At 59.2% G+C, this 25,645-nt stretch carries 30 protein-coding genes; 18 read left to right on the top strand and 12 right to left on the bottom strand.

Features of this window, described 5'->3' with window-relative positions; all coding sequences use genetic code 11:
- The first annotated feature begins 22 nt into the window (after positions 1 to 22).
- Positions 23 to 394 (top strand): histone acetyltransferase, encoded by a 372-nt coding sequence (locus tag ACN2TU_RS06065; protein ID WP_435153836.1) that lies wholly within the window; start codon positions 23 to 25, stop codon positions 392 to 394.
- 6 nt (positions 395 to 400) lie between these two features.
- Here ACN2TU_RS06065 and ACN2TU_RS06060 read toward each other — a convergent pair whose 3' ends face one another.
- From ACN2TU_RS06060 to ACN2TU_RS06035, 6 genes are all read right to left on the bottom strand, one after another.
- Positions 401 to 832, bottom strand: coding sequence for an NUDIX hydrolase (locus ACN2TU_RS06060; protein WP_435153834.1), 432 nt, complete (start codon positions 830 to 832; stop codon positions 401 to 403).
- 63 nt (positions 833 to 895) lie between these two features.
- Positions 896 to 1,675 carry a class I SAM-dependent methyltransferase gene (locus ACN2TU_RS06055; RefSeq protein ID WP_435153832.1) on the bottom strand — a complete coding sequence of 260 codons (780 nt, stop codon included), beginning with the start codon at positions 1,673 to 1,675 and terminating at the stop codon, positions 896 to 898.
- A 31-nt stretch (positions 1,676 to 1,706) separates the two neighbouring features.
- The gene (locus ACN2TU_RS06050) at positions 1,707 to 2,558 is read right to left on the bottom strand and encodes a UbiA family prenyltransferase (protein ID WP_435153830.1); all 852 of its coding nucleotides are present in this window, start codon (positions 2,556 to 2,558) and stop codon (positions 1,707 to 1,709) included.
- A gap of 85 nt (positions 2,559 to 2,643) precedes the next feature.
- On the bottom strand, positions 2,644 to 3,102 hold the full coding sequence (locus tag ACN2TU_RS06045) for a hypothetical protein (RefSeq protein WP_435153828.1): 459 nt from the start codon (positions 3,100 to 3,102) through the stop codon (positions 2,644 to 2,646).
- Positions 3,103 to 3,367: 265 nt separating this feature from the next.
- Complete coding sequence (locus tag ACN2TU_RS06040) at positions 3,368 to 4,489, bottom strand: pyridoxal phosphate-dependent aminotransferase (RefSeq protein WP_435153827.1); 1,122 nt, start codon at positions 4,487 to 4,489, stop codon at positions 3,368 to 3,370.
- 44 nt (positions 4,490 to 4,533) lie between these two features.
- Complete coding sequence (locus ACN2TU_RS06035) at positions 4,534 to 4,683, bottom strand: hypothetical protein (RefSeq protein WP_435153825.1); 150 nt, start codon at positions 4,681 to 4,683, stop codon at positions 4,534 to 4,536.
- A gap of 148 nt (positions 4,684 to 4,831) precedes the next feature.
- On the opposite strand from ACN2TU_RS06035, the gene ACN2TU_RS06030 reads away from it, so the two are divergent.
- Together ACN2TU_RS06030 and ACN2TU_RS06025 are read left to right on the top strand one after the other, a co-directional pair.
- Positions 4,832 to 5,584 (top strand): peptidoglycan DD-metalloendopeptidase family protein, encoded by a 753-nt coding sequence (locus ACN2TU_RS06030; protein WP_435153823.1) that lies wholly within the window; start codon positions 4,832 to 4,834, stop codon positions 5,582 to 5,584.
- A 97-nt stretch (positions 5,585 to 5,681) separates the two neighbouring features.
- Positions 5,682 to 5,891 (top strand): hypothetical protein, encoded by a 210-nt coding sequence (locus ACN2TU_RS06025; RefSeq protein WP_435153821.1) that lies wholly within the window; start codon positions 5,682 to 5,684, stop codon positions 5,889 to 5,891.
- 232 nt (positions 5,892 to 6,123) lie between these two features.
- Here the strand turns inward: ACN2TU_RS06025 and ACN2TU_RS06020 are convergent, their stop codons facing one another.
- The gene (locus tag ACN2TU_RS06020) at positions 6,124 to 6,870 is read right to left on the bottom strand and encodes a proteasome assembly chaperone family protein (RefSeq protein ID WP_435153819.1); all 747 of its coding nucleotides are present in this window, start codon (positions 6,868 to 6,870) and stop codon (positions 6,124 to 6,126) included.
- 106 nt (positions 6,871 to 6,976) lie between these two features.
- On the opposite strand from ACN2TU_RS06020, the gene ACN2TU_RS06015 reads away from it, so the two are divergent.
- Together ACN2TU_RS06015 and ACN2TU_RS06010 are read left to right on the top strand one after the other, a co-directional pair.
- Positions 6,977 to 7,882, top strand: a complete 906-nt coding sequence (locus tag ACN2TU_RS06015) for an RsmB/NOP family class I SAM-dependent RNA methyltransferase (protein WP_435153817.1) — start codon at positions 6,977 to 6,979, stop codon at positions 7,880 to 7,882.
- Positions 7,879 to 8,403 (top strand): DUF7122 family protein, encoded by a 525-nt coding sequence (locus ACN2TU_RS06010; protein WP_435153815.1) that lies wholly within the window; start codon positions 7,879 to 7,881, stop codon positions 8,401 to 8,403. The genes ACN2TU_RS06015 and ACN2TU_RS06010 overlap by 4 nt, the downstream gene beginning before the upstream one ends.
- A 16-nt stretch (positions 8,404 to 8,419) precedes the next feature.
- On the opposite strand, the gene ACN2TU_RS06005 is transcribed toward ACN2TU_RS06010, so the two are convergent.
- Positions 8,420 to 9,919: a DUF790 family protein gene (locus ACN2TU_RS06005; protein WP_435153813.1), complete on the bottom strand. Its 1,500-nt coding sequence runs from the start codon at positions 9,917 to 9,919 to the stop codon at positions 8,420 to 8,422.
- 78 nt (positions 9,920 to 9,997) lie between these two features.
- Between ACN2TU_RS06005 and ACN2TU_RS06000 the strand changes: the two genes are divergently transcribed.
- The gene (locus tag ACN2TU_RS06000; RefSeq protein WP_435153812.1) at positions 9,998 to 10,387 is read left to right on the top strand and encodes a hypothetical protein; all 390 of its coding nucleotides are present in this window, start codon (positions 9,998 to 10,000) and stop codon (positions 10,385 to 10,387) included.
- A gap of 295 nt (positions 10,388 to 10,682) precedes the next feature.
- Here the strand turns inward: ACN2TU_RS06000 and ACN2TU_RS05995 are convergent, their stop codons facing one another.
- A complete protein-coding gene (locus ACN2TU_RS05995; protein WP_435153810.1) occupies positions 10,683 to 12,020 on the bottom strand; it encodes a DEAD/DEAH box helicase family protein in 1,338 nt (445 codons plus the stop codon).
- 23 nt (positions 12,021 to 12,043) lie between these two features.
- The gene (locus tag ACN2TU_RS05990) at positions 12,044 to 12,802 is read right to left on the bottom strand and encodes a DUF2797 domain-containing protein (protein ID WP_435153808.1); all 759 of its coding nucleotides are present in this window, start codon (positions 12,800 to 12,802) and stop codon (positions 12,044 to 12,046) included.
- A gap of 163 nt (positions 12,803 to 12,965) precedes the next feature.
- On the opposite strand from ACN2TU_RS05990, the gene ACN2TU_RS05985 reads away from it, so the two are divergent.
- From ACN2TU_RS05985 to ACN2TU_RS05965, 5 genes are all read left to right on the top strand, one after another.
- A complete protein-coding gene (locus ACN2TU_RS05985) occupies positions 12,966 to 13,202 on the top strand; it encodes a hypothetical protein (RefSeq protein ID WP_435153806.1) in 237 nt (78 codons plus the stop codon).
- A 105-nt stretch (positions 13,203 to 13,307) separates the two neighbouring features.
- Positions 13,308 to 14,468, top strand: a complete 1,161-nt coding sequence (locus tag ACN2TU_RS05980) for a S8 family peptidase (protein ID WP_435153804.1) — start codon at positions 13,308 to 13,310, stop codon at positions 14,466 to 14,468.
- Between the two features lie 137 nt (positions 14,469 to 14,605).
- The gene (locus ACN2TU_RS05975; RefSeq protein WP_435153803.1) at positions 14,606 to 15,796 is read left to right on the top strand and encodes a S8 family peptidase; all 1,191 of its coding nucleotides are present in this window, start codon (positions 14,606 to 14,608) and stop codon (positions 15,794 to 15,796) included.
- Positions 15,797 to 15,959: 163 nt separating this feature from the next.
- Positions 15,960 to 17,081, top strand: a complete 1,122-nt coding sequence (locus ACN2TU_RS05970; RefSeq protein WP_435153801.1) for a S8 family peptidase — start codon at positions 15,960 to 15,962, stop codon at positions 17,079 to 17,081.
- Positions 17,082 to 17,148: 67 nt separating this feature from the next.
- On the top strand, positions 17,149 to 17,481 hold the full coding sequence (locus tag ACN2TU_RS05965) for a BsuPI-related putative proteinase inhibitor (protein ID WP_435153799.1): 333 nt from the start codon (positions 17,149 to 17,151) through the stop codon (positions 17,479 to 17,481).
- Between the two features lie 3 nt (positions 17,482 to 17,484).
- Here the strand turns inward: ACN2TU_RS05965 and ACN2TU_RS05960 are convergent, their stop codons facing one another.
- Complete coding sequence (locus ACN2TU_RS05960) at positions 17,485 to 18,417, bottom strand: NAD-dependent epimerase/dehydratase family protein (protein ID WP_435153797.1); 933 nt, start codon at positions 18,415 to 18,417, stop codon at positions 17,485 to 17,487.
- Positions 18,418 to 18,580: 163 nt separating this feature from the next.
- Here ACN2TU_RS05960 and ACN2TU_RS05955 point away from each other — a divergent pair, with 163 nt between their 5' ends.
- Positions 18,581 to 20,149 carry a Na+/H+ antiporter NhaC family protein gene (locus tag ACN2TU_RS05955; protein ID WP_435153795.1) on the top strand — a complete coding sequence of 523 codons (1,569 nt, stop codon included), beginning with the start codon at positions 18,581 to 18,583 and terminating at the stop codon, positions 20,147 to 20,149.
- A gap of 61 nt (positions 20,150 to 20,210) precedes the next feature.
- Entirely contained in the window at positions 20,211 to 20,753 is a 543-nt protein-coding gene (locus ACN2TU_RS05950; RefSeq protein WP_435153794.1) for a tRNA (cytidine(56)-2'-O)-methyltransferase, read from the top strand.
- Here the strand turns inward: ACN2TU_RS05950 and ACN2TU_RS05945 are convergent, their stop codons facing one another.
- Positions 20,754 to 21,470 carry a 5'-nucleotidase C-terminal domain-containing protein gene (locus tag ACN2TU_RS05945; RefSeq protein ID WP_435153792.1) on the bottom strand — a complete coding sequence of 239 codons (717 nt, stop codon included), beginning with the start codon at positions 21,468 to 21,470 and terminating at the stop codon, positions 20,754 to 20,756.
- 98 nt (positions 21,471 to 21,568) lie between these two features.
- Here ACN2TU_RS05945 and tfe point away from each other — a divergent pair, with 98 nt between their 5' ends.
- From tfe to ACN2TU_RS05920, 5 genes are all read left to right on the top strand, one after another.
- Entirely contained in the window at positions 21,569 to 22,096 is a 528-nt protein-coding gene (gene tfe, locus ACN2TU_RS05940) for a transcription factor E (RefSeq protein WP_435153790.1), read from the top strand.
- Positions 22,096 to 22,767: a DUF2110 family protein gene (locus ACN2TU_RS05935; protein ID WP_435153789.1), complete on the top strand. Its 672-nt coding sequence runs from the start codon at positions 22,096 to 22,098 to the stop codon at positions 22,765 to 22,767. The genes tfe and ACN2TU_RS05935 overlap by 1 nt, the downstream gene beginning before the upstream one ends.
- A complete protein-coding gene (locus ACN2TU_RS05930) occupies positions 22,764 to 23,534 on the top strand; it encodes a DUF5803 family protein (protein ID WP_435153788.1) in 771 nt (256 codons plus the stop codon). Before ACN2TU_RS05935 ends, ACN2TU_RS05930 begins: the two co-directional genes overlap by 4 nt.
- Before the next feature lie 64 nt (positions 23,535 to 23,598).
- Positions 23,599 to 24,288 (top strand): competence/damage-inducible protein A, encoded by a 690-nt coding sequence (locus ACN2TU_RS05925; protein WP_435153786.1) that lies wholly within the window; start codon positions 23,599 to 23,601, stop codon positions 24,286 to 24,288.
- Between the two features lie 284 nt (positions 24,289 to 24,572).
- On the top strand, positions 24,573 to 25,637 hold the full coding sequence (locus ACN2TU_RS05920; RefSeq protein ID WP_435153784.1) for an ATP-NAD kinase family protein: 1,065 nt from the start codon (positions 24,573 to 24,575) through the stop codon (positions 25,635 to 25,637).
- Positions 25,638 to 25,645 lie beyond the last annotated feature (8 nt).

Raw genomic sequence — 25,645 nt, 5'->3', positions numbered from 1 at the left:
GGTTAAGCGTTGACGTGTGTTCGTGCCGGAGTCGTTTCTCGTTTCGATGGAGGCAGTTCGACCGAGTCAGGTGTATCTCGACGAGTCGAAGCTCAGATTCGTCATCGACTGGTTCAATTTCGAGTCGCCGAACTACGACCCGCTTCCGGTTCGAAAACTCGATGGCCGATGGACGCTGACGGAGGGCCACACCCGGGCGTTCGTCGCGTATCTCTCCAGGGCAGAGCAACTCAGGGTCGTTGGTGACACTGATGACATCTCCATCCCCGTCTACGAGCAATGTGTCGCGTGGTGTGAGAACGAAGGCGTCACCGAAATCGAAGACTTCGCGGGGCGCGTCGTGACGAATGCGACGTTCGAGGAGGAGTGGGTAGAACGGTGTCAGTCGCTCTAATCGTCGCTACTCCAGCACGTGTTCGATGTGGTCGTCCATCTCTCGTGCAAGCGGAATCGAACCGGGATGAACCCAAAAATAGTCGTAGACGACGCCTTCGTCCTCACCATCGCCGGTGACCGTGTGACACCACTCGTCGCGGCGTTCCTCCGCGACGAGATGGAAGAAGTGACGACGGTAGGCTTTCGGTTTCTCGTGATGGTGCCACACGTCGGTCACTAGGGGACGTATCGACTCGAACTCGGTCAATCCGCTCTCCTCTCGCACTTCGCGAACGACTGCATCGCGCGGCGCTTCTCCATCTTCGATACCGCCTTTCGGAACCTGCACCCCACCCTCCGGGTCGGGGTGCTCGAAAACGAGCAGTTCGCGTGGCCCTCCCATGTCGCGGGTGACGTAGGCGTAGGCTTTCTCCTCGGTAAGCGTTGATTCGGTCACGAGTATATTCGTTAGATGAAGGGGGACGCTGTAAGTGTCCCGGTCAGAGTCGTTCGTCCGGAGTCATCCGCTTGCTACGAACAGTCCGGTATTTTTCGAGACGTGGAAGACGCCATCTTCGAACCGTTTTTGGAACGCTTCGTGTAGTTCGTCCACGGCAGAGTCGTCAACGTCGTTGCGCGAGAGAGCGTAGGCGACCAGTGGTTCGACGGCAGTGACCGCGAGCGAATCGTCGTAGTTCCGAATTTCGACATCGGAAAACTGTCGTTCGAGTTGTTCGCGTCCGTTTTCCAGCGTGAACCCCGTCGAATGCGAGGTCGGAACGTCCAGCACCGTTTCGATAACGTCGAACAGTTCGCCCAGATGGTGGTCGCCGTTCGTCGTTGCGTACAGGACTCCGTCGGGTTTCAGCACTCGGCGGAGTTCCCGGATGGCGGCCGCACGGTTCGGGACGTGATACAGCATGTGGTTTGCTGTCATTACGTCGAACGAATCATCCTCGAAGGGGAGGTCACTCGCGTCGGCGACTCGGAACGAAAACGTCGCCGACTGTGACGGGACGTTTTCGCGGGCTTCCTCGACCATTCCCGGCGAAAAGTCCGTCAACGTGACCGAGCAGTTTTCCGGAACACGGTCGGCGTTGGCTTCCCACAACTCCGCCGGGCCGCACCCCACCGCGAGCAGTCGCGCGTCGGAGTCGCAATCGAACTGGTCGAACTGCCACGACCGAAAATCACGGTCTGCTGTGCTGTACGCTTCATGAAGGGTAATTCGAGCGTTCAGGTTTTCGGCGTCGGCGTACTGTTCGGCGACTGCATCCGACGAATCCAGCCAATCTCCCATGGTTCTGCTGCGTGGTGTCGAACTAAAAACACTACGAGAGCGGTCGAAACCAAACCGCCGCGAGCAAGAGCGCGAGGAAGACATACGACCCTCGAATCAGGAGCATCGTGGCGAGTTCCGGCCCTGCTCGATGGGCGGCGGTTGCAATACCTGCGAACACCAGCACCGCGAGGACTGTACTCGGCGGGAACACCTGCGCGACGGCGAAACCGAGAACACAGAGCAGGGAGAACGCCATGAGCGCGAACGCCACCGTTCGGGCGCGCTCCTTGCCGAGAACGACGGCAACGGTGCGCTTCGAGATGGAGCGGTCGTACTCGTAATCCTGTGCGTCGTCGATGACTTTTACGCCCGAAAGGAGGGCGAGGAAGACGCCAGCGAATGCGAGTGCAATCGGGGTGAGCGTCTCGGTTTGTGTGTAGTAGCCGCCGAGGATGGCGAGGGCGATGCCGAGCGGATACCCACCTGTCGCGGAAATCGGATGCATGTCGAGTTGCGGTGCGTGGAGATAGCCGATGACCCACCCCGGAAGTGTGATGAGTGCGGCACCGATTCCGACGACGACCCAGAGACCGGCGAGGCAGGTGAAAAAGACCGCCGACGCGGCGGCGAGGAGAAGTTTACAGCCCCGCTGGGTGAGTGGATGGTCGTCGTCCTCACCTCGGATGTGAAAATCGATGTAGCCGTCTTTGACGTGGGCCGTATAGACCCCGGCGAAGATGGCGGTCATGTGGAGTGCGCCCGTCACGAGCAAGAACTCTCCGGCGAGCATGCTCCCGAACCACGATGCCGCGATGGGTGGAAGCATGAACACCGGATGTATCTGCGAGATGACGGCACGAAGGGCAGGAACTGCGCCGGTACCGTGGCGCGAGATTGGCATGTTATCGAACCACGAGGCCTAGGGAAATAAAATCTCAGGCCAGAGGAGGACGATGTCGAAACAGCGAAATAGATAAAATCGATCCTCAGTTGCGTGTCTCGACGGTTGGACACTGCGTCGTCGTTCCCGTCATATTGTCGTCCGTCTCGGTCGTGAACCGTCCTTCTTCGGTGCCAGTCGTGAACGTATCATTCCGGGTTTCGGTCGTAAACTGACCGTCCTGGGTTTCAGTGGTGAATCTGCCATTCTGCGTTTCAGTAGTAGCCCTCTCGTCTCTCGTTTCGGTATCGAAGACCCCCCCATCTGTCGTCCCGGTCGTCCGGTTTCTCTCGGTAATGTCCGTCTCGTTTGTACTGAACGTGGTTCTGTTGTCGTCAGTTTGCCGGCCGTCCGTCGTTCCGACCGTCGGGCACGGGTTCGACGTGTCTTGATTCGCGTGAACACCTGCAGAAAGCGGGAAGATGGGTACTCCCACCGCGCTTAGCACGAATCCGGCGGCAACGACCACGACGAGGGTGACCACTGCTGGTGATGACTGTGTCATGGGTCGGTGGAAAATAGACCGTGACGAACGTCAGTAGCAATAGTCGTTTTTTCCGTTTATCGAACGTGAACTGCACAATTATCCGTTCGCGGTGTGATTTCTTTCGTCGAATACGAACCGTACTTCGGAACCATCAACTCCATCGTGGATTACTGTTCCGAGCCGGGCTCCGTGGTTACCGTCGCTACTGCGTTTCTTCGGGCGAAAATCCGCGATGGTCTCGTGTACGACACGTTTCGATGGGCGGGGTTTCGTTCAGTGACGATTACCGAACTGCGTCGGCCGCTTCACCCATCACTTCGAGCGATTCCTTGATTTCCTCGATACCCGTCGCGTAGGAGATGCGGGCGTAGCCAGCACCGTTTTCGCCGAAGGCCTCGCCAGGAACGACGATAACCCCGCGGGAGAGAACTTCGTCCACCCATCCCTCGGGAACTTTCGGCATCGCGTAGAAAGCACCGGAGGGAGTCGGCGTTTCGAGACCGATATCCGAGAGTCCGTCAAGGAGCACGTCCCGGCGCTCTTGGAACGAGGCGACCATTTCGTCAACTGGGTCTTGCGACCCGGAGAGTGCACCCTTCGCGGCGAACTGCGCCGGGGCGCTCGCGCAAGCTTGAACGTACTGGTGAACCCGGAGCATGCGCTCGATTCGGCGTTCGCTTCCTGCGACCCACCCGAGTCGCCATCCGGTCATCGAGTAGGTCTTCGAGCAGGCGTTGACGATGACGACGTTGTCCGATTCGGCGAACGCCATCGGCGAATGGTGGTCACCGTCGAAGACGATGTGTTCGTACACCTCGTCGGTGATGCAGAGCACGTCGTGTTCGTCCGCGATGCGGGCGAACTCGCGGATGTCCTCCTCGCTCGACACTGCGCCGGTCGGGTTACCGGGACTGTTGATGACGAAGGCGGCCGTGTCCTCCGTAATCGCTTCTTCGACCGTCTCGGGGTCGATGGTCAAATCGTCGCGAACCGGTACCGGTTTCGGCGTCCCGCCAGCGATATGGGTCAGCGCTTCGTAGGCGACGAATCCGGGGTCGGGGTAAATGACTTCCTCACCCGCGCTCACGTGGGCCTCCATGACGAGGTGGAGGGCTTCGCTCCCGCCCGCCGTAGCGATGATGTTCTCCGGCGGAATGTGGAGGTCGTTGTCGCGTTCGTGTTTCGCGCTAATGGCGTCCCGAAGTTCCGGGATGCCCTTGTTCGTCGTGTAGGCGTCCGTTTCGCCCGATTCGATGGCGTCGAGGGCGGCCTGTCGTGCGTGCTTCGGTGTTGGAAAGTCGGGTTGGCCGATGCCGAGGTTGATCGCATCCTCACCTGCGGCCTCGAACACTTCCCGAATACCGCTTATTGATACGTGTTCGACCCTGTCCGAAAAGCCGGTCATACGCCCGAAACCACGGGGCGGGGGGCGATAATTCTTCTCCTCGGCTACTCGATCTGTGCTCGAAGCGATTCGAGATGGTCGTCGAGCACTGATAGTGCCGCGTCGGCGTCCATGTAGCCGTTTTCGTACTCCGAATACACTTTGTCCACGTCGCGAAAGAACTGTTCGAGATCTACGCCTTCGGTATCGCTCATGGTTGACCGAAAGGGGTTGGAACCCAAAAACGTCCTGCTTGCTCGGTCGGTGTGGTAGTTCAAAACGGTGACAAATGTCTATTCTAGATTAAATTATATACTTGCCATAGTAAAATTTAATACTGGCCAGAAGCGTTTTACACATGCGATGTCAAGAAAATTCAATCGGCGATCACTGATAAAATCAATCGGGACTGCTGCGGCGGCGATTACGGTTCCTGCGGCGATGAGCGGATCGGCAAGTGCGTTTACGGACGGCGAGCGCGTCGAAGTTACGGCAAGCGCGCTGAACACCCGAGAACGGCCCGGCACCGAATCACCCATCGTCGCCACGCTGAACAACGGCGAAGTCGGCGAAATCATGAACGGCCCGACGACGGAAGACGGCTACACGTGGTGGGGCGTCCACTGGCTCGACCGGAACGTGTGGGGTTGGTCCGTCGAGCGATACCTTCAGTCCACGAGTGGCGGCGGCGGTGGCGGTTCGGACTTCGACTGGCCGATTACCGGCTACATCACGTCGCCTTACGGTGCCCGCGCCGGTCACTACGCGGTGGACATCGGAGCCAACGGCAACATTGGCGAGCCGATTTACGCGGCGCACGACGGCGTCGTGGACATCCGAAGCTACGAATCCGGCGGCTGTGGAAACTATCTCAAACTCGGCCACGGAAACGGCTACCAGACGATGTACTGCCACTTGAACAGCTTCGACGTGGTGCAGGGCGAGAGCGTCTCGCGCGGGCAGAAAATCGGTGGCATGGGTAATACCGGCAACTCGACCGGTCCGCACCTCCACTTCACCATCGAACAGAACGGAACGCATCTCTCGATCCCCGGTGCCGACGGTGAGAACATCACGGCTGGTACCAAGATTCCGAAAGACTACTCCGGAATCTGAACTCGTAGCGACGGGGTAATCGAAACTGAGCTCTTGTTTTCCCCGTCGAAAGCGGCCAGCGTACGAGTGCCCGAGTCAGCAATTGGGAAAGTGTGGGATGCAAAAGTCGATACCTCCGGACGGGTCGGTCAGCAGTGAGTACGCAGTTCTCGCTCTCCCAATGGAGCGGTACGTAAAACCGGACAATTCGGAGCCAACCCACGGCCTCGTGCCGGATGTCTACTCCGTTGTCGTGGATTACTTGATTAGCGAAGACGAGCCAAAGCGATGGTTACGGTGGCGCTTCGAAATCGGCGTAGAGGAGTAAACCTGTGTCTGGTACAGGTGAGACAGCCGCCAGACGTCGCCATCGACACAACCGGTAGCGACCAGTAGTTTACCGGAAAATCTTCGATTTTCCGGGCCGAGGAATCCTCGAAGGAATGCCGGAATCAGACGCTTCGCGTCTGCTGGAAGCACGACTGAGGGGATGACGATGGGCTTTTGGTGCAGATTTTGCCAGTGAGCGCGGTGGTACCGCGCGAACGCAGCAAAAGGTGCTATTGGAACATCCGAAGCGGCTTCGCCTGTGAACTCTCTTCCTGTTCTGCGTCCTGCATCCGCTGGGCGAACTGTTCTTTCTGTTGCCGGATGTCCTCCGCATGCTCCACGAGGTCGTCGGTGGGAACTTCGATATCGGCTATCGGGGCGATACCGTCCTTGATGAGGATTCTCGCCGCCTCGGGGTCGGGGAACTGCGGGTCGGATTGAACGATGAGACCGATGCTGTCGAGGTCTACCCTTCCGGCGTGATGAAGGAGCGCTCCCGTCGGCCCGCTGACTGCACCGGTCTCGGTTGGGTAATCGATGTCGTGGTCGTCCAACAGATGGGTCGCCTCGCCGGTAGCGACACCGTACAGTTTGGGAATTTCACCGGCCTGTTTCTGATGGGGGAGGCCGCTCAAGTAGAGCGGTGTCACGTCGTGCGATTCGACCCACGAGGTGACGCAATGGGCGAACTGCGGAGAACCCTCCGCGGAGACCGGCACGTCGCTTTTGAGCGCGACCAGATTCCGCGCCTCGTCGGCGTACAGTCGAACCGGCGGCAGGAGTTTGCGGTCGTTGCCTTCGTACACGGCGATTTCCGGAATTCCTCCACAGTCGATACCGGCGTAGTAGGTCATGTCGAACTTCTCAACGAGATGGTCCGTGGCTATTTTTCCGACCAGTCCGAGTCCCGGAAGCCCTTCGACCAACGTCGGCGCATCGAGTTCGATGTCCTCTGCAACCACGGTAATGTTGCTCATACATCATCGTTGGTTGGCTTCAACTTAAAAAGGAGGGAGCGTTCAGATTTCGAACGCGTCGCGTCGCTCCGAAACCCACAAACCGCCTCGCTCTCACTGACGAGTAATGGACGCACTGGAGCGATACGAACCCATCCTCGACGACTTCGAAGCGTTTCGTGCCGCCTGTGAGCGGCCGCTCCCGTCGGTCGTTCGGGTGAACGGTATCAAAGCGACCCGCGAGCGAGTAACCGATGCGTTCGACGCCGAGGGTGTCGAGTGGGAACCGCGTGAGTGGAACGAGAAGGTGCTAAAAATCGAGGGCAAACCGGGTAACACGTGGCCCTCGTTTCACGGCTGGACGCACGGACAGGAGGAGGTTTCCTCCATTTCGGCGTTCGTCCTCGACCCGGAACCGGAAGAACGCGTCCTCGATTCCTGTGCTGCACCCGGAAGCAAGACGACGCAACTCGCCGCGCTGATGGACGACGACGGACTCATCGTCGCCAACGACAGCAACCTCGGTCGGCTCTCTGCACTTCGGTTCAACACCGAACGCCTCGGCGTCACGTGCGCCGCCGTGACGAATCAGGACGCCCGCAACTTCTCGCTCAAACCCTTCGACTTCTCGGCGTTCGACGCCGCGCTAGTGGATGTGCCCTGCTCCTGTGAGGGGACGATTCGAAAGAATCCAACCGCGCTGGACGATTGGAGTCTCGACCACATCGAGGGCGTCGCAGGCGTGCAGAAAGGAATCCTTCGTCGGGCGATTCAGGCCACGCGAGAGGGCGGAACCATCGTCTACTCCACCTGCACCTTTGCTCCCGAGGAGAACGAAGCCGTCCTCGATTACGCTCTCGCGCGCGAAGACTGTCAACTAGTCGAGTACGACATCGGTCTCCAGTCCGAACCCGGTCTCACGGAATGGCAGGGTGACCAATACGACGACAGCATTCGAAAGGCAAAGCGGTTCTACCCGCACCACAACGACACTGGCGGGTTCTTCTGTGCGAAACTGGAGGTGGGTGCATGAGCGACAAATCGAGTGCCGACGTATCGAACGATGGCCAACGGTTCGACCGCCTTCCCGCGACCACTGCGGAGCGTGAGGTTTCCGGGCGAGCGAGCAGACAGGAGATACTGGACTGGTGGGAGGAGCGATTCGGAATCGAACCCGAGACCTTCGAGGGTTACTCGTTCTGGGAGAAAGGGAAAGGGAAAATCTGGATTCTTCGCGGCGATTTGGACTCACCAGTCCATATCGAAGCGCTAGGCATGACGTTCCTCCGCACGCGACAGCGACATTGGAAACCGACGACGAACGCAGTACAGCGATTCGGTGGCCTGGCGACGAAAAACGTCATCGGACTCGACGATGAGCAAGCCCGTAGGTTCGTCCGTGGTGAAGATCAGGAACTCGAGTGGGCTGGCGACTGGGGCTATCTCGTCGTGAGCCACGATATCGCTGGCGACCGGGAACCGCTCGGTGTCGGATTGTTCCTCCATGGCGAACTCCAATCCCTCGTTCCGAAGGGACGACAGCGCAACCTCTGACGGCGACCAGCACCGCCTACTGCTTTTTGATGACGCCACCGCTCAGTCCGTCCCATTCGACGGAGTAGCCGAGTTTCGAGAGCACCGTGCTGGCATCCTCGATTCCGAAGTCGGCGAGCACGGTCTCTACTTCGGAGAACGTCATCCCGTCGCTCACTTCCTCGGCCAGTTCATCGAGAATGGTGGGGCGAATCAACGTCCGCCCGACTCGCTCGTGTTCCGGAAACGTCGCGTCCGCTATCGCGTCCTCGCTGACGCCGTGGCTGGCCGCGAGGTCTGCCAACGAGATGACGGTCGCCTCCGGAACGATTTCGTCCGGAAGTGACGCCGCGCTCTCGGCGACGAGTTCAGTCTCGTAGCGGCGGAGTGCGTCTCGAACGTCCTTGACACGAATCCGGCCTGAGTATGGAATCGCACGGTGGTCGCGGGTCGCGATTTCTTCGCCGACGCCGAGCGATTCGTCCACTGCGACGAGCAGTTCGTCGTCCACGATATCGAGCTGTGACAGTTTCTTCTCGACGTATTCCGGCGTCCAAAAGCCCATGATTTCGAAGAAGGTGCGGAAATCCGCGTGTCGATACTCGAACGCGAAGTCCGGAATCATCACGCTCGCACCCGCTTCTAGCGGTTCCGGTTCGCGAACGAGGTTCCAGTCCAACCCGAGCGCATCGAACCGGGTAGCAAACTCGCGTTCAACCTCGCTGTCGAACGAAACCTCGCTCACGGGGTCGGTTCCCGGCGGACGCAGGGGGTCGGAATCCGAGAGGTCGAGGTCGCGCTCGGTTCCGTAGTCGTCGATGGTCGCGGTGAGGTGCCACTCGTCTGCTTTCACGACGGTTCTGAGGAGGCGGGCGAATCGCGTTCCGTATCGCCGCGTGGCACGAATCAGTGCGTCCGGGCCGGTGACGACGACTTCTCTCCCGTCGTCGGTTTTACGGATTTCGTACATCAATCGCAATCGCTTGACAGCCGAGACGAGCGCCTTCGGGTCGGAACTCCGAACTCGGAGTTCCGTCGCGTCGAACAGCGCGGTTTGTGCGAGCGAGAGGTTATATTGGGCGATTAGTTCGTCGGGAGTCCAGCGCGAGTCGAAGCTGACGAGAAGCTGGCGCTCCTCCAAGTCGGCGTACAGCGATCGTTCGATGTCCGCAGGTGTCGCGTCGAGTCGCTCACCAGCGCGCACCAGTGCGGTTTCGCGGTCGGCGTCGCATGCGACGCCGACCGCCTCGGCTTCTTCGAAGGCTACCTTGCGCGCCCGTTCGGGGAGAACGGGTGCCCGTGGCTCGAAGGTCGCTTCGCGTTCGAGGAGTTTGGCGAACCCGCGGACGAGTTTGAAATCCGGTGCGTCTGTTTCGAGATCGGCGAGGGCGGACTGAAGTTCCGAACGCGGTTTGTCGACGTGACCCTGGTACGTTCCGAGGACGCGAGCGGAGAGTGGCCGGTGTGTTCGGTCGGCGAACTGCGGATGATAGCCTCCCCCGGCGCGAGACACCCGGAGCAGGTCTTTCGTAAGCACAGTCCGACATACACGAGCGGCGTACAAAAGGCGTCGGAATGAGAAGATTCATTCCGAATGACCCAATGGGTGTGGAGTATGCGCAGACGAGAAGCCCTCCAGCAGTTTGGTCTGGTCGCCGCGATTGCCTCGACCGGCGGTTGTGCCGCGATTCTCGGTGGCGGCAATCAGACACCCAACGATGGCGACAGGAAAGTGTCAGGAAGTTTGGAAACTGTTGGGATAAACGGCGTCACTGAAGGCGACGAGGGGAACCTCGTCGTCTCCGTCAGTATCAAAAACACCGGGGACAGCAAGGAATCCGCGACGCTCAAAGTGTCCGCAGAGATCGACGATACAGTGCACGAAAAATCCCCGAAGGTGACCGTTCCCGCCGGCAAAACGAAAGAAGTGAAAATTCCGTTCGAAGTCAAGTACGCGAAGTACGAGGAAGCATCGCGGACGAGCATCAGCCTCGACCTACAGTAACGACAAACTATACGGCGCGTGCGAATTTACTCTTCTCCGACCAGAATACCCACACTGTCGGTCAGCAAGTTTGTAGTGACGCTGTTGACCGAGTCGTCTCCCGCGTAAAATAGCTTGGGAGGGGGGTTCCCCGAAAGCCATGTCAGAGGGGAGAGGGGTCGCCCCCATTTGTTTCGGACGAGGAGTCGGATATTGAGTACTCCCAAAGTAGTGTTATAACAATATATACAGTCGATAGTATAGATACAGTGTTTACAATCTGAACTCTACCCCACGAACGAAGAACACAGCGTCGCTACCGCCGGCGATTCGCAACCCGAACTTCGGCGGTTTCCTCCGTCACGACTTCGTAGAGAATCGCGCGGCCGCCGTCCGCTTTCGACCGGAGGATTCGTCCGAGTCGCTGTGTGAATTCACGCTCGCTTCCACTCCCCGACAGAACGACTGCGACGTTCGCGTCGGGAACGTCTACACCCTCGTCCAGTACGTTCGACGTGATGACACGAGAATACTCGCCGGAGCGGAATCGGTCGAGGACGGTCTTTCGTTCCGCGGTCGGTGTTTGATGTGTAATGGCCGGGATAAGAAACCGTTCCGAAAGTCGATACACGAGGTCGTTGTGCGCGGTGAAAACGATAATGCGGTCGTCGCAATGTTGCGCTAAAATTTCCGCGAGTGCAGTCACCTTCCCCTCGCTGTTCATCATGATATCCCGCGCACGCTGCTTCGAAAGGAGGGCTTTGCGTGCTTTCGGGTCGTTTCCGGATCGTTTGACGAGTTCCTGGTAATCGCTTCCGCTCCGCATCTGGATATTTGACTGAGCAAGATAGTCGGTGAAAACGCCCTGTTCTCGCTCGTATCGCTCCCGCTCGTCGGTCGTGAGTTCGACCGTCAGGCGCTTTACGTCGTACGGAGCGAGGTATTCGCCTGCGAGTTCGTCTACAGCGATGTCGAACACTTTCTGTCCGACGAGGTCGGAGACGACTTCGTGTGCGCCGTCGGATCGCTCGAACGTCGCCGTCAAACCCATTCGTGCAGGGGCGGCGAGAAGACGAGCGATTTCGCGGTAGCCCTCACCTCCGAGGTGGTGCACCTCGTCGAAAATCACGAGGCCGAATCGGTCACCGATGTCGTCCGCTCGAAGATATGCCGAGTCGTAGGTCGAACCCGTGAGGGCTTCCAGTCGCTGTTCCCCGCCGCCGAGTTGGCCGATGGGCACGTCGAACTCGGTTTCGAGGATACCGCGCCACTGTTCGAGCAAGTCGATGGTCGGAACGACGACGAGCGTCGGTGTTTGACATCGCTCGATGGCTTTGACGCCGATAACCGTCTTTCCGCTTCCCGTCGGAAGTTCTAGCACGCCTCGACGATTTGTGTCCTCCCACGAATCGAGGGCGGCTGCCTGATACTCCCGGAGTTCGTACGCCGAATAGAGCGGTGGAAGCTCCGGCAGGTCGAGGACGGAATCATTGGTCGTGATGTCCTGTGAATCGAGATAATCGAGAAGAGGGGCGTAGCGAAACGCGGGAGCACGCCGGGTTTTCGAGCGAGGGTCGGATTCGGTAAACGGCAGATCGCGTTCGGTTTCGACCCGGAGCGTTCCGCCCTCGAACGAGATGGTCACGTCGGCCACACTGGAAGTGGGGAGCCTGCGGTCTAAAAGGTGCCGAGGCTGGCTTGCAGGCTTCGGTCGGGGATACCCGGTTCAAGTTCGTAGCCGACGAGGTCGCGCATGTCGGTGGCGTAGGCCGTTCCGCCGCGTTCGAGGACGAGAATACGGCCTTGCGTACCCACGACGGTTCCGCTAGCGAGCGTTTCGTGGACTGGAGCGGAGTCCAGTTCGAAGCCGTAATCGAAGGAAAACGTCTCGACCGGGTCGAACGACGCCAATGCGTTTTGCCACGCCGTCTCATCGACGGCTCGGTTGAGATCTCGAATTTTAGTCGGAACCCGTACACGGTCGGTGAAATCCGTCGCGATTTCGGCCTCGAGTTGGCGGGCGATTCGCCCGTCCTTCACGGTTTGGAGGTGTGCGGCGCGGTCTGCACCCTGCTCCCGAAGACGGGTGTCGAGTCGCCAGTCGCGAGTGACGCCGACTTTGAACGTGGCGGGAGCGAACGCCGCGAGATAGATGGCGTGTTCTTCGTGACAGTCCATCTCGTCTTTGAGACACGTGCCGGTACAGCGAGCGCAAATCCACGTCGAGGTGTGGGCATCGCAGTACGGCGCGCCGGGACGAGTGCAGGGAACGTGTACCGAACCGTCGAACGCCCCGGCGCAGTGTCGCTGGCCGAGCGTGTATTCGAGTGTAGAACCCTGAACCAATTCTTCACGCACTAGAGAATCGCCGTCGCTCACCAACAGGGTAGGCGCGCCATCTCCCGATGCACCGGTATCGTACCCGACGATTTGCACGAGAAGAGATTCGTTCCGACCGAGTAAAAGTCGTGTCGTTCGCTGGCGCCCATGAAGTATATTTCATTTGAGTTGTTAGTTATCATGGTTAAAATCGGTTAGTATTAAAATATTTGAACGGAGACAGAACGTTTTAATAACCCGTGAGTTGTATTGACATACCGTGACGGAGAGTGGCACAGGGGATTCCGGTCAGGATCCGGTGGAGGTTAACGTCGGATTCGACGGTAAAGAGGGGAAAGAAGTGACGATAGAGGCCTCCCTCTCGGTGGTACGTGAGTTTGAATCGCTTGATGTCGTGACCGTCCACATTCCACAGGAAAAGTGGACTGAACTGAACGACCACCCAAAAATTCGATACATCGAGGAGAACGGTCAGACAGGAGCTTTGGACGGCTAAAACCCAACTTCGTCCGGAAAAGGGTTTAGTAGAATCATCTTTTTATTTAATTTAATAAAGCAAAAGGAAACTTTTTTAAATCAATGGTATGTTGTAACAAGTCGTATGGCAAGGAAAGTCAATGACGTTTCGCGGCGGAATGTACTCAAACTTACAGGCGGTTCACTGGCGATGGCGAGCACGACCGGTCTCGCGGCGGCGAAACCGAACGACACAGTAGAAGTCAACATCGGTTTCAAGAGCGGACGCGGTCGCTCGGCGGCACTCAGTGCCGCGAGCGACGTAGTTCGTGATTTCAACTCCATCGATGTTGTGACGATTCGTGTTGCAAAGCAGGCTATCAAAGGCCTTCAGAACAATCCGAACGTCCGATATGTCGAAGAAAACGGTCAGATGCACGCCCTCGCGGAAACCGAACCGTGGGGCATCGAGCGCGTCGATGCAGACGTTGCACACGCAAACGGTGAAACGGGCGCAGGTGCCGACATCGCGATTCTCGACACAGGTATCGACTCCGACCACCCAGACCTGCAAGCAAATATCGGCGCAGGACGAGCGTTCACTAAGTGTAAGGGTGGTCCAAACAGTTGCCCGAACGACTGGGACGACGATAACGACCATGGTACCCACTGTGCCGGTATCGCCGACGCTGTGGACAACAGCCAAGGTGTCATCGGTGTCTCCACGGAAGCAACGCTCCACGCGGTCAAGGTTCTTGGCAAACGCGGAAGCGGCTCGTTCTCCGACATCGCGGCAGGTATCGAATACGTCGCAGACCAGGGTTGGGACGTTGGCAGTATGAGCCTCGGTGCATCGTCGGGCTCCGCCGCACTTCGCGACGCATGCCAGTATGCCGTGAACAACGGCGTCTTCCTCGTCGCCGCGGCAGGGAACTCCGGTCCGTGTTCGGACTGTGTCGGTTACCCAGCCGCCTATCCCGAAGTCATGGCAGTCGGTTCGACGAACTCCAGCGACGGTCTGTCGTCGTTCTCCTCGACCGGGCCGGAGGTCGAAATCGCCGCACCAGGTTCGAGCATTTACTCGTCCGTTCCCGGTGGAAGCTACGATACGTTCTCGGGGACGTCGATGGCAACACCACACGTCGCCGGTGCCGCAGGCCAGCTGATGGCAAACGGCGCTTCGAACACGCAGGCACGCGACACGCTCAACAGCACGGCGGAGGATATCGGTCTGGCAAGCAACGAGTCCGGTTCCGGTCTGCTTGACGTTGCTGCTGCGCTCGGATACGACTCCAGCGATAACTAGTCGCTCGGCTGAACTACCGACTACGCACGTCTTTTATTCATATATTTTATTATAATATTAAGAATTAAAAATATTTATAGATTTTTATTAAATTAAAATAAAAAATTTTTAATCTATGATATGTTGTAACAAGTCGTATGGCAAGGAAAGCCAATGACGTTTCGCGGCGGAATGTACTCAAACTCACAGGCGGTTCACTGGCGACGGCTGGTGCAACTGGTCTCGCGTCCGCAGCTCCGACTGACAAGGTGGAAGTCAACGTCGGTTTCAGCAGCGAACGCGGTCGGGCAATGGCCCGAAGCAGTGCGGATGAAGTCGTCCGAGAGTTCAACTCGATCAAGGCGATGACCATCCAAGTGCCGAAACAGACGGCAACCGCACTCGAAAAGAACCCGAACGTGCGCTACGTCGAGGCAAACGGCATGATGGAAGCCCTCGCAGAGACGCTCCCGTGGGGCGTTGACCGCGTTGACGCGGAGGTTGCCCATGCAAACAGCGACCTCGGTGCAGGTGCGGACATCGCTATCGTCGACACGGGCATCGACGACGACCACCCAGACCTGCAAGACCATCTCGGTTCCGGGGAAGCCTTCGTTTCCTGTGGCAACGGCGGCTACTTCGGAAACTGTGCGTTCTCTGGAAACAGCAACGCCTGTAACAACACGTGGTCGGACGACAACAACCACGGTACCCACTGTGCCGGTATCGCGGCAGGCGACGACAACACAGAGGGTGTCGTCGGTGTCTCACCGAACGCAACGCTCCACGCAGTCAAGGTGCTGGATTGTGCCGGTAGCGGTTCGTTCTCCGACATCGCCGCCGGTGTCGAGTACGTCGCCGACCAGGGCTGGGACGTTGCCAGCATGAGCCTCGGTGGCTCCTCGGGCTCCGCCGCACTTCACGATGCGATCCAGTACGCACACGACAACGGCGTCTCGATCGTCGCCGCGGCCGGTAACGATGGCCAGTGTACCGACTGTGTTGGCTACCCGGCTGCGTACCCGGAAACTATCGCAGTCGCATCCTCGAACGATAGCGACGGTCAGTCCTCATTCTCCAGCCAGGGGCCGGAAGTGGACATCATCGCACCCGGTACGGACATCTACTCGTCGGTACCGGGTGGCTACGACACGTACTCCGGCACGTCGATGGCGACCCCGCACGTCGCTGGTGCTGTCGGACAGCTTATGGCACAGGGCTACTCGGCCCGCGATGCGGAGAGCCAAATCCTGAGCACGGCGAAAGACCTCGGTCTGCCAGCGAACGAACAGGGTCAAGGGCTGCTCGACGTGGCCGCAGCACTCGGGTACGACTCCAGCGACAACTGATCGGTCGTTCCCTTTTCGCCTTTCCATCGGTTCGATGGAACCCGTTTTCCGATTTCGACACGAGAATCCGTGTTCACGGAGTGAAATCCCCCATCCGCCGATTAAATTTTTTATTACAAAATAGAAAATAATATGATGTGCGATAATATATGCACATTTAATAATGAAACAAACTAAAACACGACGGAACGTACTGAAGGCGGCGGGAGCATCGGTCATCGCGCTGGGTGGTACTAGGGTTTCGGCCGGACACGAGGAACTCCGCGAGGTAAACGTCGGATTCGAGACCGAGTCAGCGCGACGGTTCGCGCTCGAAGCGTCGAACGAGGTCGTTCGCGAGTTCGATTCGATTAACGCGGTGACGATTCGCGTCCCCGAACAGGCGATTACCGCGCTCGAAAGCGCACCTGACGTGCGCTACGTCGAGGAAAACGGTCGAATGCACGCCCTCGCAGAAACCTTGCCATGGGGCGTTGACCGAATCGACGCCGATGTAGCACAAACGAACGGTTACACTGGCGCAGGCGCGGACGTGGCAGTCGTGGATACGGGCATCGGTGCAGACCACCCCGACCTGCAAGCGAACCTCGGAACCGGGAAAACGTATCACGGGAGTTCGTGGTCGGACGAAAACGGCCACGGTACCCACGTTGCGGGGACGACTGCCGCAGTGAACGACTACTCCGGCGTGGGAAGCATCGCACCCGGTGCAAACCTGCACGCAGTGAAAGCTCTGAACAGCTCCGGAAGTGGTTCGTACTCCGACATCGCCGCGGGTATCGAATGGGCCGCGAATCAGGGTCACGACGTTATCAACTTGAGTATCGGCGGCAGCAAATCTTCGACGGTCGAAAGCACGGCCGAATACGCATACGGACTAGGGTCGCTTCTCGTCGGCGCTGGAGGAGGTTCCGGACCGTGCGGTGACTGTGTCGGCTACCCCGCGGCAGAACCGGAGGTCATAGCGGTCGGTGCCACAAACGAGAACGACAATCGCGCGAGTTTCTCCTCGACCGGCCCGGAAATCGAACTCGCAGGCCCCGGAACGAACATCTACTCGACGTACTACGACAACACGTATCAGACGCTTTCTGGCACATCGATGGCGACGGCACACGTCTCGGGTGCGGCGGCACAAGTGGCCGCTCTGGGGTATTCGAATACGGACGCGCGCCAGCGACTTCGGAATACCGCCGAAGACCTCGGACTTTCGAGTGACGAACAAGGGGACGGTCTCGTCGATGTGGCTGCCGCACTTGGACTCGACTCCTCGGACAGCACGTAATTTTACTGTCCGAATCTGATCAGTGCGGGGGCAACCTTTTCGAATCAGCCCATCAAACGATGAACCAATGACGCTCGAAAGCGATGTGACGGCGACACCCGGCGATGGCAACGTCGAATTCGAACTGACGGTTCGAAATCCCGGGGACGACACAGTGGAGGTTACCTTCCGGAGCGGACTCAAAGCGGATTTCGCCGTGCTCGAAGACGACAACGAAATCTGGCGGGCGAGCGACGGCCGGATGTTCACGCAGGCGCTTCAGTCGGAGACGTTCGACCCGGGAGAGGAGCGGACGTTTTCGGGCGGGTGGGCCGACCCGACCCCGGGCTACTACACGGTCGTTGCGACGCTCGAAATCATGGACGAAGACGTGGAAGCGCGAACCGACTTTTCAGTGTAGCTCTTACTCCAGTTTTTCGTACAACTGTTCTGCCGCCCGTCGGACTGCTTCGTCGCTACTCTGGGCGGGTTGCCAGCCGAGTGCGGACAGTTTCTCGATGGAGAGGCGCATCTTCGGCACGTCGCCGGTCCACCCGCGGTCACCGCCGGTGTACTCGTAGTCGGGGTCGAGGCCCATCACGTCCGCCACGATGTCAGCAATGGCGTTGACCGATGTGGTCGTCTTCGTGCCAAGATTGTAGGTGTTCATTTCGTCGTCCGCGTTCTCCACGACGTAGCGAATCGCCTCGGTACATTCGGTGACGTGCATGTACGACTTCTCCTGTAGTCCGTTCCCGAGAATTGTGAGTACGTCCGGGTTCTCGTCCAACTTCTCGACGAAATCGGGAACCACGCCAGCGCCGAACCGCGGGCCGACGATGTTCGCGAAGCGGAAGTTCCACACGGTGAAATCGTAGGAGTGGGCGAATGTCGAGAGGAGCGCCTCCTCGGAGAGTTTTGCCGACCCGTAGATGCTAATCGGTTCGAGCGGAGCGTAATCCTCGGGCGTCGGTCGCGGAGCCTCGCCGTAGACCGTCGAAGAGGACGTAAAGACGAAGTTCGTCACGCCCACCTCGTCCATGCGTTCGAGGATGTTGTACGTCATCTCGCCGTTCTCCTCGAACTGCGGACGCGGGTCGTCCGTGTTGACGTACTTGTCCGCGGCGGCGAAGTGGAAAACGGCATCCAAATCGCCCGTGATGACGTCGGCGACCGTCTCTTCGTCAGTCAAATCCGCCTGCACGAACTCCGCATCGTCAGGGATGGACGAACGAATCCCGTTGGAGAGATCATCCGCGACGACCACGTCGTTCTCCGCAACGAGGTCTTCGACCATCTGCGAACCGACGAGTCCGGCACCGCCGGTTACGAGCACTCGTTTACCGGTGAGTTGCATGCACGATCCTGTGCAGGTTACCCGCAAGTTTGTTCCGGTTTTTCGGAGACGCGCTGCGTTCCGCTGATGCAAGCAGATTATAAAATCTTTTAAACAAATTTTAATCTATTATTTCAAACTACGCCAATAATGTTTATTTCTGTAATAGAGAGTGGGTATCACTATGCCATCAGAGACCTACGGACTCATCAGTCTGTTACCGGCACTGCTCGCGATCGTACTGACGCTGGCGACACGGCAGGCGTTGCTGTCGCTGTTCGCCGGAATCTGGATCGGGGCAACTATCCTCGTCGGCTGGAATCCCGTTGCGGGTGCCGCCCGCGGACTCCAGTTCGTCGTGACCAACCTTACCGACGGTTTCAACATCAAGCTGTTGCTGTTCACGTTCCTCATCGGTGCGATGCTGGGGATGATATTCCTCTCCGGCGGGATGCGCTCGGTGGCGGACGCAATCGTCAAACGCGTGAAAACGAGTCGGCAGGCCCAACTCGGCACCTCGATTCTGGGCATGCTCATCTTCTTCGACTCCTACGCGAGCACGATGATTTCGGGGTCAGTGATGCGCCCCGTCACCGACCGATTCGACGTGAGCCGGGAGAAACTGGCCTATATCCTCGACTCGACGACTGCACCCACCGCCAGCATCGCCGTGGTTTCGACGTGGCTCGGCTACGAGGTGGGACTCATCCAACAGCAGTTCGACAATCTTGGCATCCAGAAAAGCGCCTTCGTGGTGTTCATCCAGTCCATCCCGTTTCGCTTCTATAGCCTGTTCGCGCTCGCGCTGGTGTTCGTCATCGTCCTCACCGACTGGGATTTCGGCCCGATGCAGGCCGCCGAGCGCCGCGCTCGCCAGCAAGGAAAGGTGCTTCGTGACGACGCCAACCCGCTGATGGAAACGCAGACGAGCGACATCGAGACGCCCGACCACGTTACCCCTCGCTGGTGGTACTTCGTCTCGCCCATTCTCGTGCTCGTCGCCGTCACCATCTTCAGCCTGTGGTTTACCGGGGGCGGGATGAGTGGAAAGTCTTTCAGTGCGGCGCTGAAAGAAGCCAGCACGGCCGATGCCATCCTCTGGGCAGCGATGGCGGGCTGTGCGACGGTTCTGGCCATCCTCGTCGGACACGCTCGAATCGAACTGGACAGGGTCAGCGATTCCATCTTCGAGGGATTCAAGATGGTGATGTTCCCGGTCGCAATCCTTTCGCTGGCGTGGAGCATCGGGTCGGTCAGCCAAGCATTAGGCGTCGGCCCCTACGTCGTCAGCGTCTCGAAGGGCGTCATCACCCCCGAGCTCCTCCCCGCAGTCGTGTTCCTGAGCGCCGCCATCATCAGCTTCTGTATCGGTACCTCGTGGGGTACGATGGGTATCCTGTTCCCAGTCGCGGTCCCGCTGGCGTACACTCTCGGAACCCCGATGGCGATGGCAATCGGAGCCATCCTGACGGGGTCGCTGTTCGGCGACCACTGCTCGCCCATCAGCGACACGACCGTCATGTCGAGCATGTTCGCTGCTAGCGACCACGTCGATCACGTGAACACGCAGATTCCCTACGCGGTGCTGGCGGCCGGAATCGCAACGCTGGCGTTCCTCGTCAGCGGTTACACTGGTCTCCCGGTCGGCCTGACGCTCACGGTCGGACTCGCATTGCTTGTCGGCGTGACTTACGTCCTCTCGGAGTTCGTCGGCGTCACCAGCGAGGTGGGCGTCGCGCAAGTGTTCGAGTGAGAACCCCGAACATCGACCAAGATTCGAAACCCCCTAACTCGTCCCGCGCATTTTTCCGGCCATGCAAAACGAAACCGAGGTAACCGTCGTCCGTCTTGGTCATCGCCCCGGCCGCGACGAGCGAATGACGACCCACGTCGGACTTACGGCCCGAGCGTTGGGAGCAGACAGCGTCGTCCTCCCCGACAACGCGGGGCAGTCGCGCGACACCATCGCGGATATTACCGACCGATTCGGCGGCCCGTTCGATGTCGAATGCTTGGACAGCCAGAAGGCACTCATCCGGAATTGGGAGGGGTCGGTCGTTCACCTGACGATGTACGGGGAGCGCGTTCAGGATGTCGAGGGAGAGATTCGCGACGCACAGCGGGACGCACCACTGCTCGTCGTCGTCGGTGCGGAGAAAGTTTCGTTCGACGTGTACGAGGCCGCGGATTGGAACGTCGGCGTGACGAACCAACCACACTCCGAGGTCGCCGGACTGGCCGTCTTTCTGGACAGGTTGTTCGAGGGTCGGGAACTCGACAGGGAGTGGGAGGATGCAGACCAACTGGTGATTCCGAAAGAAACCGGGAAGCGAGTGGAACCGGTCGACGAGGAGTAATCAGTCGTCGGTTGTCGATTCGATTAGCCCGTCGAGACTCACGTCGAGGGGCGTTTCCCTCGCGTACTCGAGGATTGCATCGTACTGAACCCCCCACGTTTCCGAGATGTGGTCGGTGGTTATCGGCGTGAGATCCGATCCGCTGACGGCGACGTATCTATTCGTTGCAACCGTGTACTCCGCGTTCGAGTCGAGCGTCTTTCCCTCGACGGTTACGGACTGTATCTGTCGCCGGTTCGGGTCGTAGACGACGCGCATTCCGCTGAACTGCCCCCGCCAGATGCGGTCGTGTGTCGCGTCGATGGGAGAGAGGACACCGTCCACCATTTCGTATAGTTCGCCGCCGTCCAGCGACGCGATACAGAGGTCACCCGCGAACGGCGAAACGCCCGCAAATCGGTTGTCATCGTCGTACACGTTCGCACAGATCCACGGCTGTGGCGAATCGGCGACGAGTTCGCGGGTGGCGGCGAGACCGAAATTGAAATTGTGGTTACCGAACGTTTCGGCCGCTGGTTCCACCGCTCGAAAGAAATCGAGCGCTTGCCTCCCGTCGTACTGCTCCGCCAACACACCGGGCGCGGTGTTGTCGCCCGTGCCGACGACTATTTCATCCTCTCCTCGAAGCGAACCGATAGTTCCAGCGAGGCGACCGATCCGGTCAGGATAGTCGTAGGCGTTCTCGATGTCCGAATAGTAGATAAGACGGGGAGCCATCGCCTGTATTTCTCGACTTTCCGCCAAATACCTTCTGCCGAGCGTTGAGGTCGCTCCCGATGGTTTTAAACAGATGAACGACCCGATATAACATATCAATGGCTTTCGAGGACCTGCTGAGCGACCCGGTGATTCAGAAGTACCTCCACGAACTGGTTGGGCCGAAGGGCATGCCTGTTGCCGCCGCGCCGCCAGACGGTGAGGTCACGGACGAGGAACTCGCGGAGGAACTCGACCTCGAACTCAACGACGTTCGCAGGGCGCTGTTCATCCTCTACGAGAACGACCTCGCGACCTATCGCCGACTCAGAGACGAGGATTCGGGATGGCTGACGTACCTGTGGACGTTCGAGTACGACAAGATTCCGGAGAACCTTGAAGAGGAGATGTACCGCCTGCTCGACGCGCTGGAACAACGCCAGGAGTACGAGCGAAATCACGAGTTCTATCTGTGTGAAATCTGCTCTCTGCGATTCGAGTTCGGCGAGGCCATGGACTTCGGTTTCGAGTGTCCCGAATGTGGCTCCCCGCTCGAATCCATGGAAAACTCCATGCTCGTCGAATCGATGGAGGAGCGCATCGAGGAACTCGAAAGCGAACTCAACATCGAGGTACTCGGTCCATAATGGTCGTCCTCGCAACCAAGGTGTACGTGAGCGGTGATGCGAAGAATCGCGCGCTCGACGGACTCGAATCGCTCGTCGGGAACGCCCTCAGCGATTTGGACGTGGACTACGACATCGGCGTCCGGCACGACGATTTCGTTTCGGTGACCGTGGAGGGCGATGACGAAGTCGTCGCCCGAAACGTCCTCGCCGATGAATGGGGAGAAGTTACCCCGAACCTCCGCGACGGGGAAACGTACATCGGAACGCTCGAATCGTGGGACGACGACGGGTTCGTTCTCGACGCCGGACAGGACGTTCGGATTCCGGCGTCGGAGCTCGGACTCGGCCCCGGCAAGCCTGAACAGATCGTCGAACGATTCGGACTGGTGCAACACCTCCCGATGCGGTTCGTCTACGGTGGCGACGAACCGTCCCACCTCGCCGATGAGGAGCGTGACCGCCTGTTCGACTGGACGCGCGGCAACGGTCGTGTGAACGTCAACAGCGCAACCCGCGGCGAGGTCCGTGCGACGGTCAACCGCGCCGGACACGCCCAAGACATCGTGACTGTCGAACGGCTCGGTGTGCTGGAACAGAGTATCATCTGTACGGAAAACACCGACCCGCCGGGACTGCTCTCCAGCATCGGCGGTTACATCCCCGCCGAGATTCGTTGTGTAATTCCATGAATCGACGGCTCGCCCTCGCGTTCGGTCTGCTCGCTGTGCTCGCCGTCAGCGCGGGCTGTACGTCGATTTTTGGATCCGGAAGTATCAGCGATGAACGACTCGGAAAGGAGGCGACCTACGACTGGAACACGGAACAGAACGTCACCTACAACGTTTCCAGCGATCAGTATCAGGCCATCTACGAGATGGACGGGAAGACGACGCTTGAAATCCATCAGGAGGAATCCTTTGGCGAGCACGCGCCCATCGAGATTTCGGCGGTGCAGTTCAAGTATCCCAACGGGACGGTCGTCGGACACGAAGCGATTCGAGTGAAGAAAACGAAAGAACAGACCATCATCACGCCACCGCAGGGCAAGGGACAGTTGGCGTACACCGCCCCACGACAGGGGAAGACGTTCTACGTCCCGACGTATCTGAACGACCAGACCTACGAGGTCATCATCCCTCGCGGCATGCGCGTCGATATGTTCCTGCTGAGTGACGTGCGACCCGGTGGGTACACGACCGAGACGCAAGACGGACGAGTCCACGTCACGTGGGACGAACCAGTCTCACAGGACAGCATCTCCGTTCGCTACTACCTCGGGAGGGACAAGTTCATCTTCGGTGGCGTCGTCGGCGTCGCGCTGGTGGTCGGTCTCATCGGACTCGCGTATTTCCGCCTCCAGATTCGGGAACTCGAACGCAAGCGCGAGGAGATGGGTCTGAACCGAGATATCACGGACGACGACTTCGGTGGCGGCCCACCACCGGGGATGCGGTAGCGCTGAAAATCTGGGACGGTCACGATACGATAGGGCTTTTCTTCGTCGCACACCACCATTGTGTATGCAAATCGCGCTGATTACTGTCGGGGACGAGATTCTCTCCGGCGACACGGTCAACACGAACGCGGCGTGGTTGGGCGAGCAACTGACTGAACGCGGGGTTTCGGTCGAACGAGTGCTCGTCGTACCCGACCGCGTCGCCGACATCGCTCGTGTCGTAAACGAGTCGCTGGCCGAATACGACGCCGTCATCGTCACGGGAGGACTCGGCCCGACACACGACGATTTGACGATGGACGCCGTGGCCGCCGCAGTTGGCGTCCCGGTCGAAGAACACACAGAGGCGGTCGAATGGATAGAGGAACATTCCGACTACTCGAACGCGGATCTCGTCTCGGGGACGACGCATCTCCCGAAAGGGTCGCGGATGCTCCCGAACGAACTCGGCGTGGCACCCGGCGCGGAAATCGAGAGCGTCTACGTCCTCCCGGGCGTGCCTGATGAGATGAAAGCGATGTTCGAGCACGTGGCCGACGAGTTCGACGGTGGGCCACATTTCCAGGAGGTCGTTCCGGCGGGTGAACCCGAGAGTGCGCTCATCGATAGATTCGACGTACTCAGAGAGCGGTTCGACGTGAAAGTCGGGAGCTATCCGGGCGACCACGTCCGCGTAAAAATCGAAGGGTCGGATGAAAGCACCGTTCAGCGTGCCGCCGATTGGTTCCGCGAGCGAGTCGATGCGCCTCAGTAAACGAGTTCGAACGCGGCGCTTTCAGCGGTAGAAGTACGCCAGCCACGCCGCGACTGACCCGATTCCGGCGATGAGAACGGCGATGCTGACGGCTTCCGTGGGAAACGTTGCGAGTGGCGCGAGGTCTGCGACTGGAATCATGTGCGGCGGTTATCGGCGCTATCTCTTAAGGTTTGAGAACTGTAGCCGTGGTTCGAGGGAGTCTGAACGAGAAAGTGAGGGGTGACGATGACTCGTTCGCCAGTGCCCACACGACTTTTATTCGTGCCACCGAATCCACAACCATGCGAATCGGCGTGGTCGTCAACCCAATCGCCGGCATGGGTGGGCGAGTCGGCCTGAAGGGAACGGACGGAAAAGTCGCTGAGGCACGGGAGCGCGGGGCGGAACCGCGCGCACCGGACAGAGCGGTCGCGGCCCTATCCGCCCTCGGAGAGCGCGCACCCGACGCGGAGATTTTCACCTACGGCGGCGAGATGGGTGCCGACGAAGCGCGGAGTGCCGGATTCGACCCGGACATCGTCGGCGAACCGGATGGAAACGAAACGAGCGCGGAAGATACCCGGAACGCAGTTTGCCAGCTAGTGGCGGCGAGCGTCGATCTGATTCTGTTCGTCGGCGGGGACGGAACTGCCGTCGATGTCGCCGAAACACTGGAAGAAATGGACGCGAAAATCCCGATGCTGGGCGTGCCCGCCGGGGTGAAAATCTACTCGTCAGTGTTCGCGGTGACGCCGGAAGCGGCGGGTCGGGTCGCCGCGAGATTCGACCGGGTCGAAGAGCGTGAGGTGAACGATATCGACGAGGACGCCTACCGCGAGGGTGATGTTCGCGCCGAACTGAGGGCCGTCGCTCGTGTCCCCGTGGCCGAGTCGCTCCAATCGAGCAAGCAACTCGGCGGAGGAACGGTCGAAAGTCTCGCTGCCGGCGTCGCTGACGACGTGGAAGCGGGTGTAACCTACATCCTCGGCCCCGGAAGCACCGTCGGCGCGATAAAATCCCGACTCGGGTTCGATGGGTCGCCGCTCGGTGTGGACGTGTGGCGCGACGGCGAAATGCTGGCGCGCGACGCGAGCGAAGCGGAAATCCTCTCCATGCTCGGGGAGCGAAACGTCATCATTGTCTCGCCGATCGGCGGACAAGGGTTCATTTTCGGGCGTGGGAACCACCAGATTTCACCCGACGTGATCCAACAGTCCGAGGTGGAGGTCGTCGCCTCGAAGACGAAACTCGACGGAATCGGCGTCCTCCACGTCGATACCGGCGACGACGAAGTCGATAACTCACTTCGCGGCTGGCGAAAGGTTCGCGTCGGACGATTCGAGCGTAGAATGCTGAAAGTGGAGTGATGGATATT

Source organism: Haladaptatus marinus, assembly GCF_051194195.1.
Note: the sequence above shows the minus strand (reverse complement) of the source record. Positions and strands in the feature narration are given on the sequence as shown.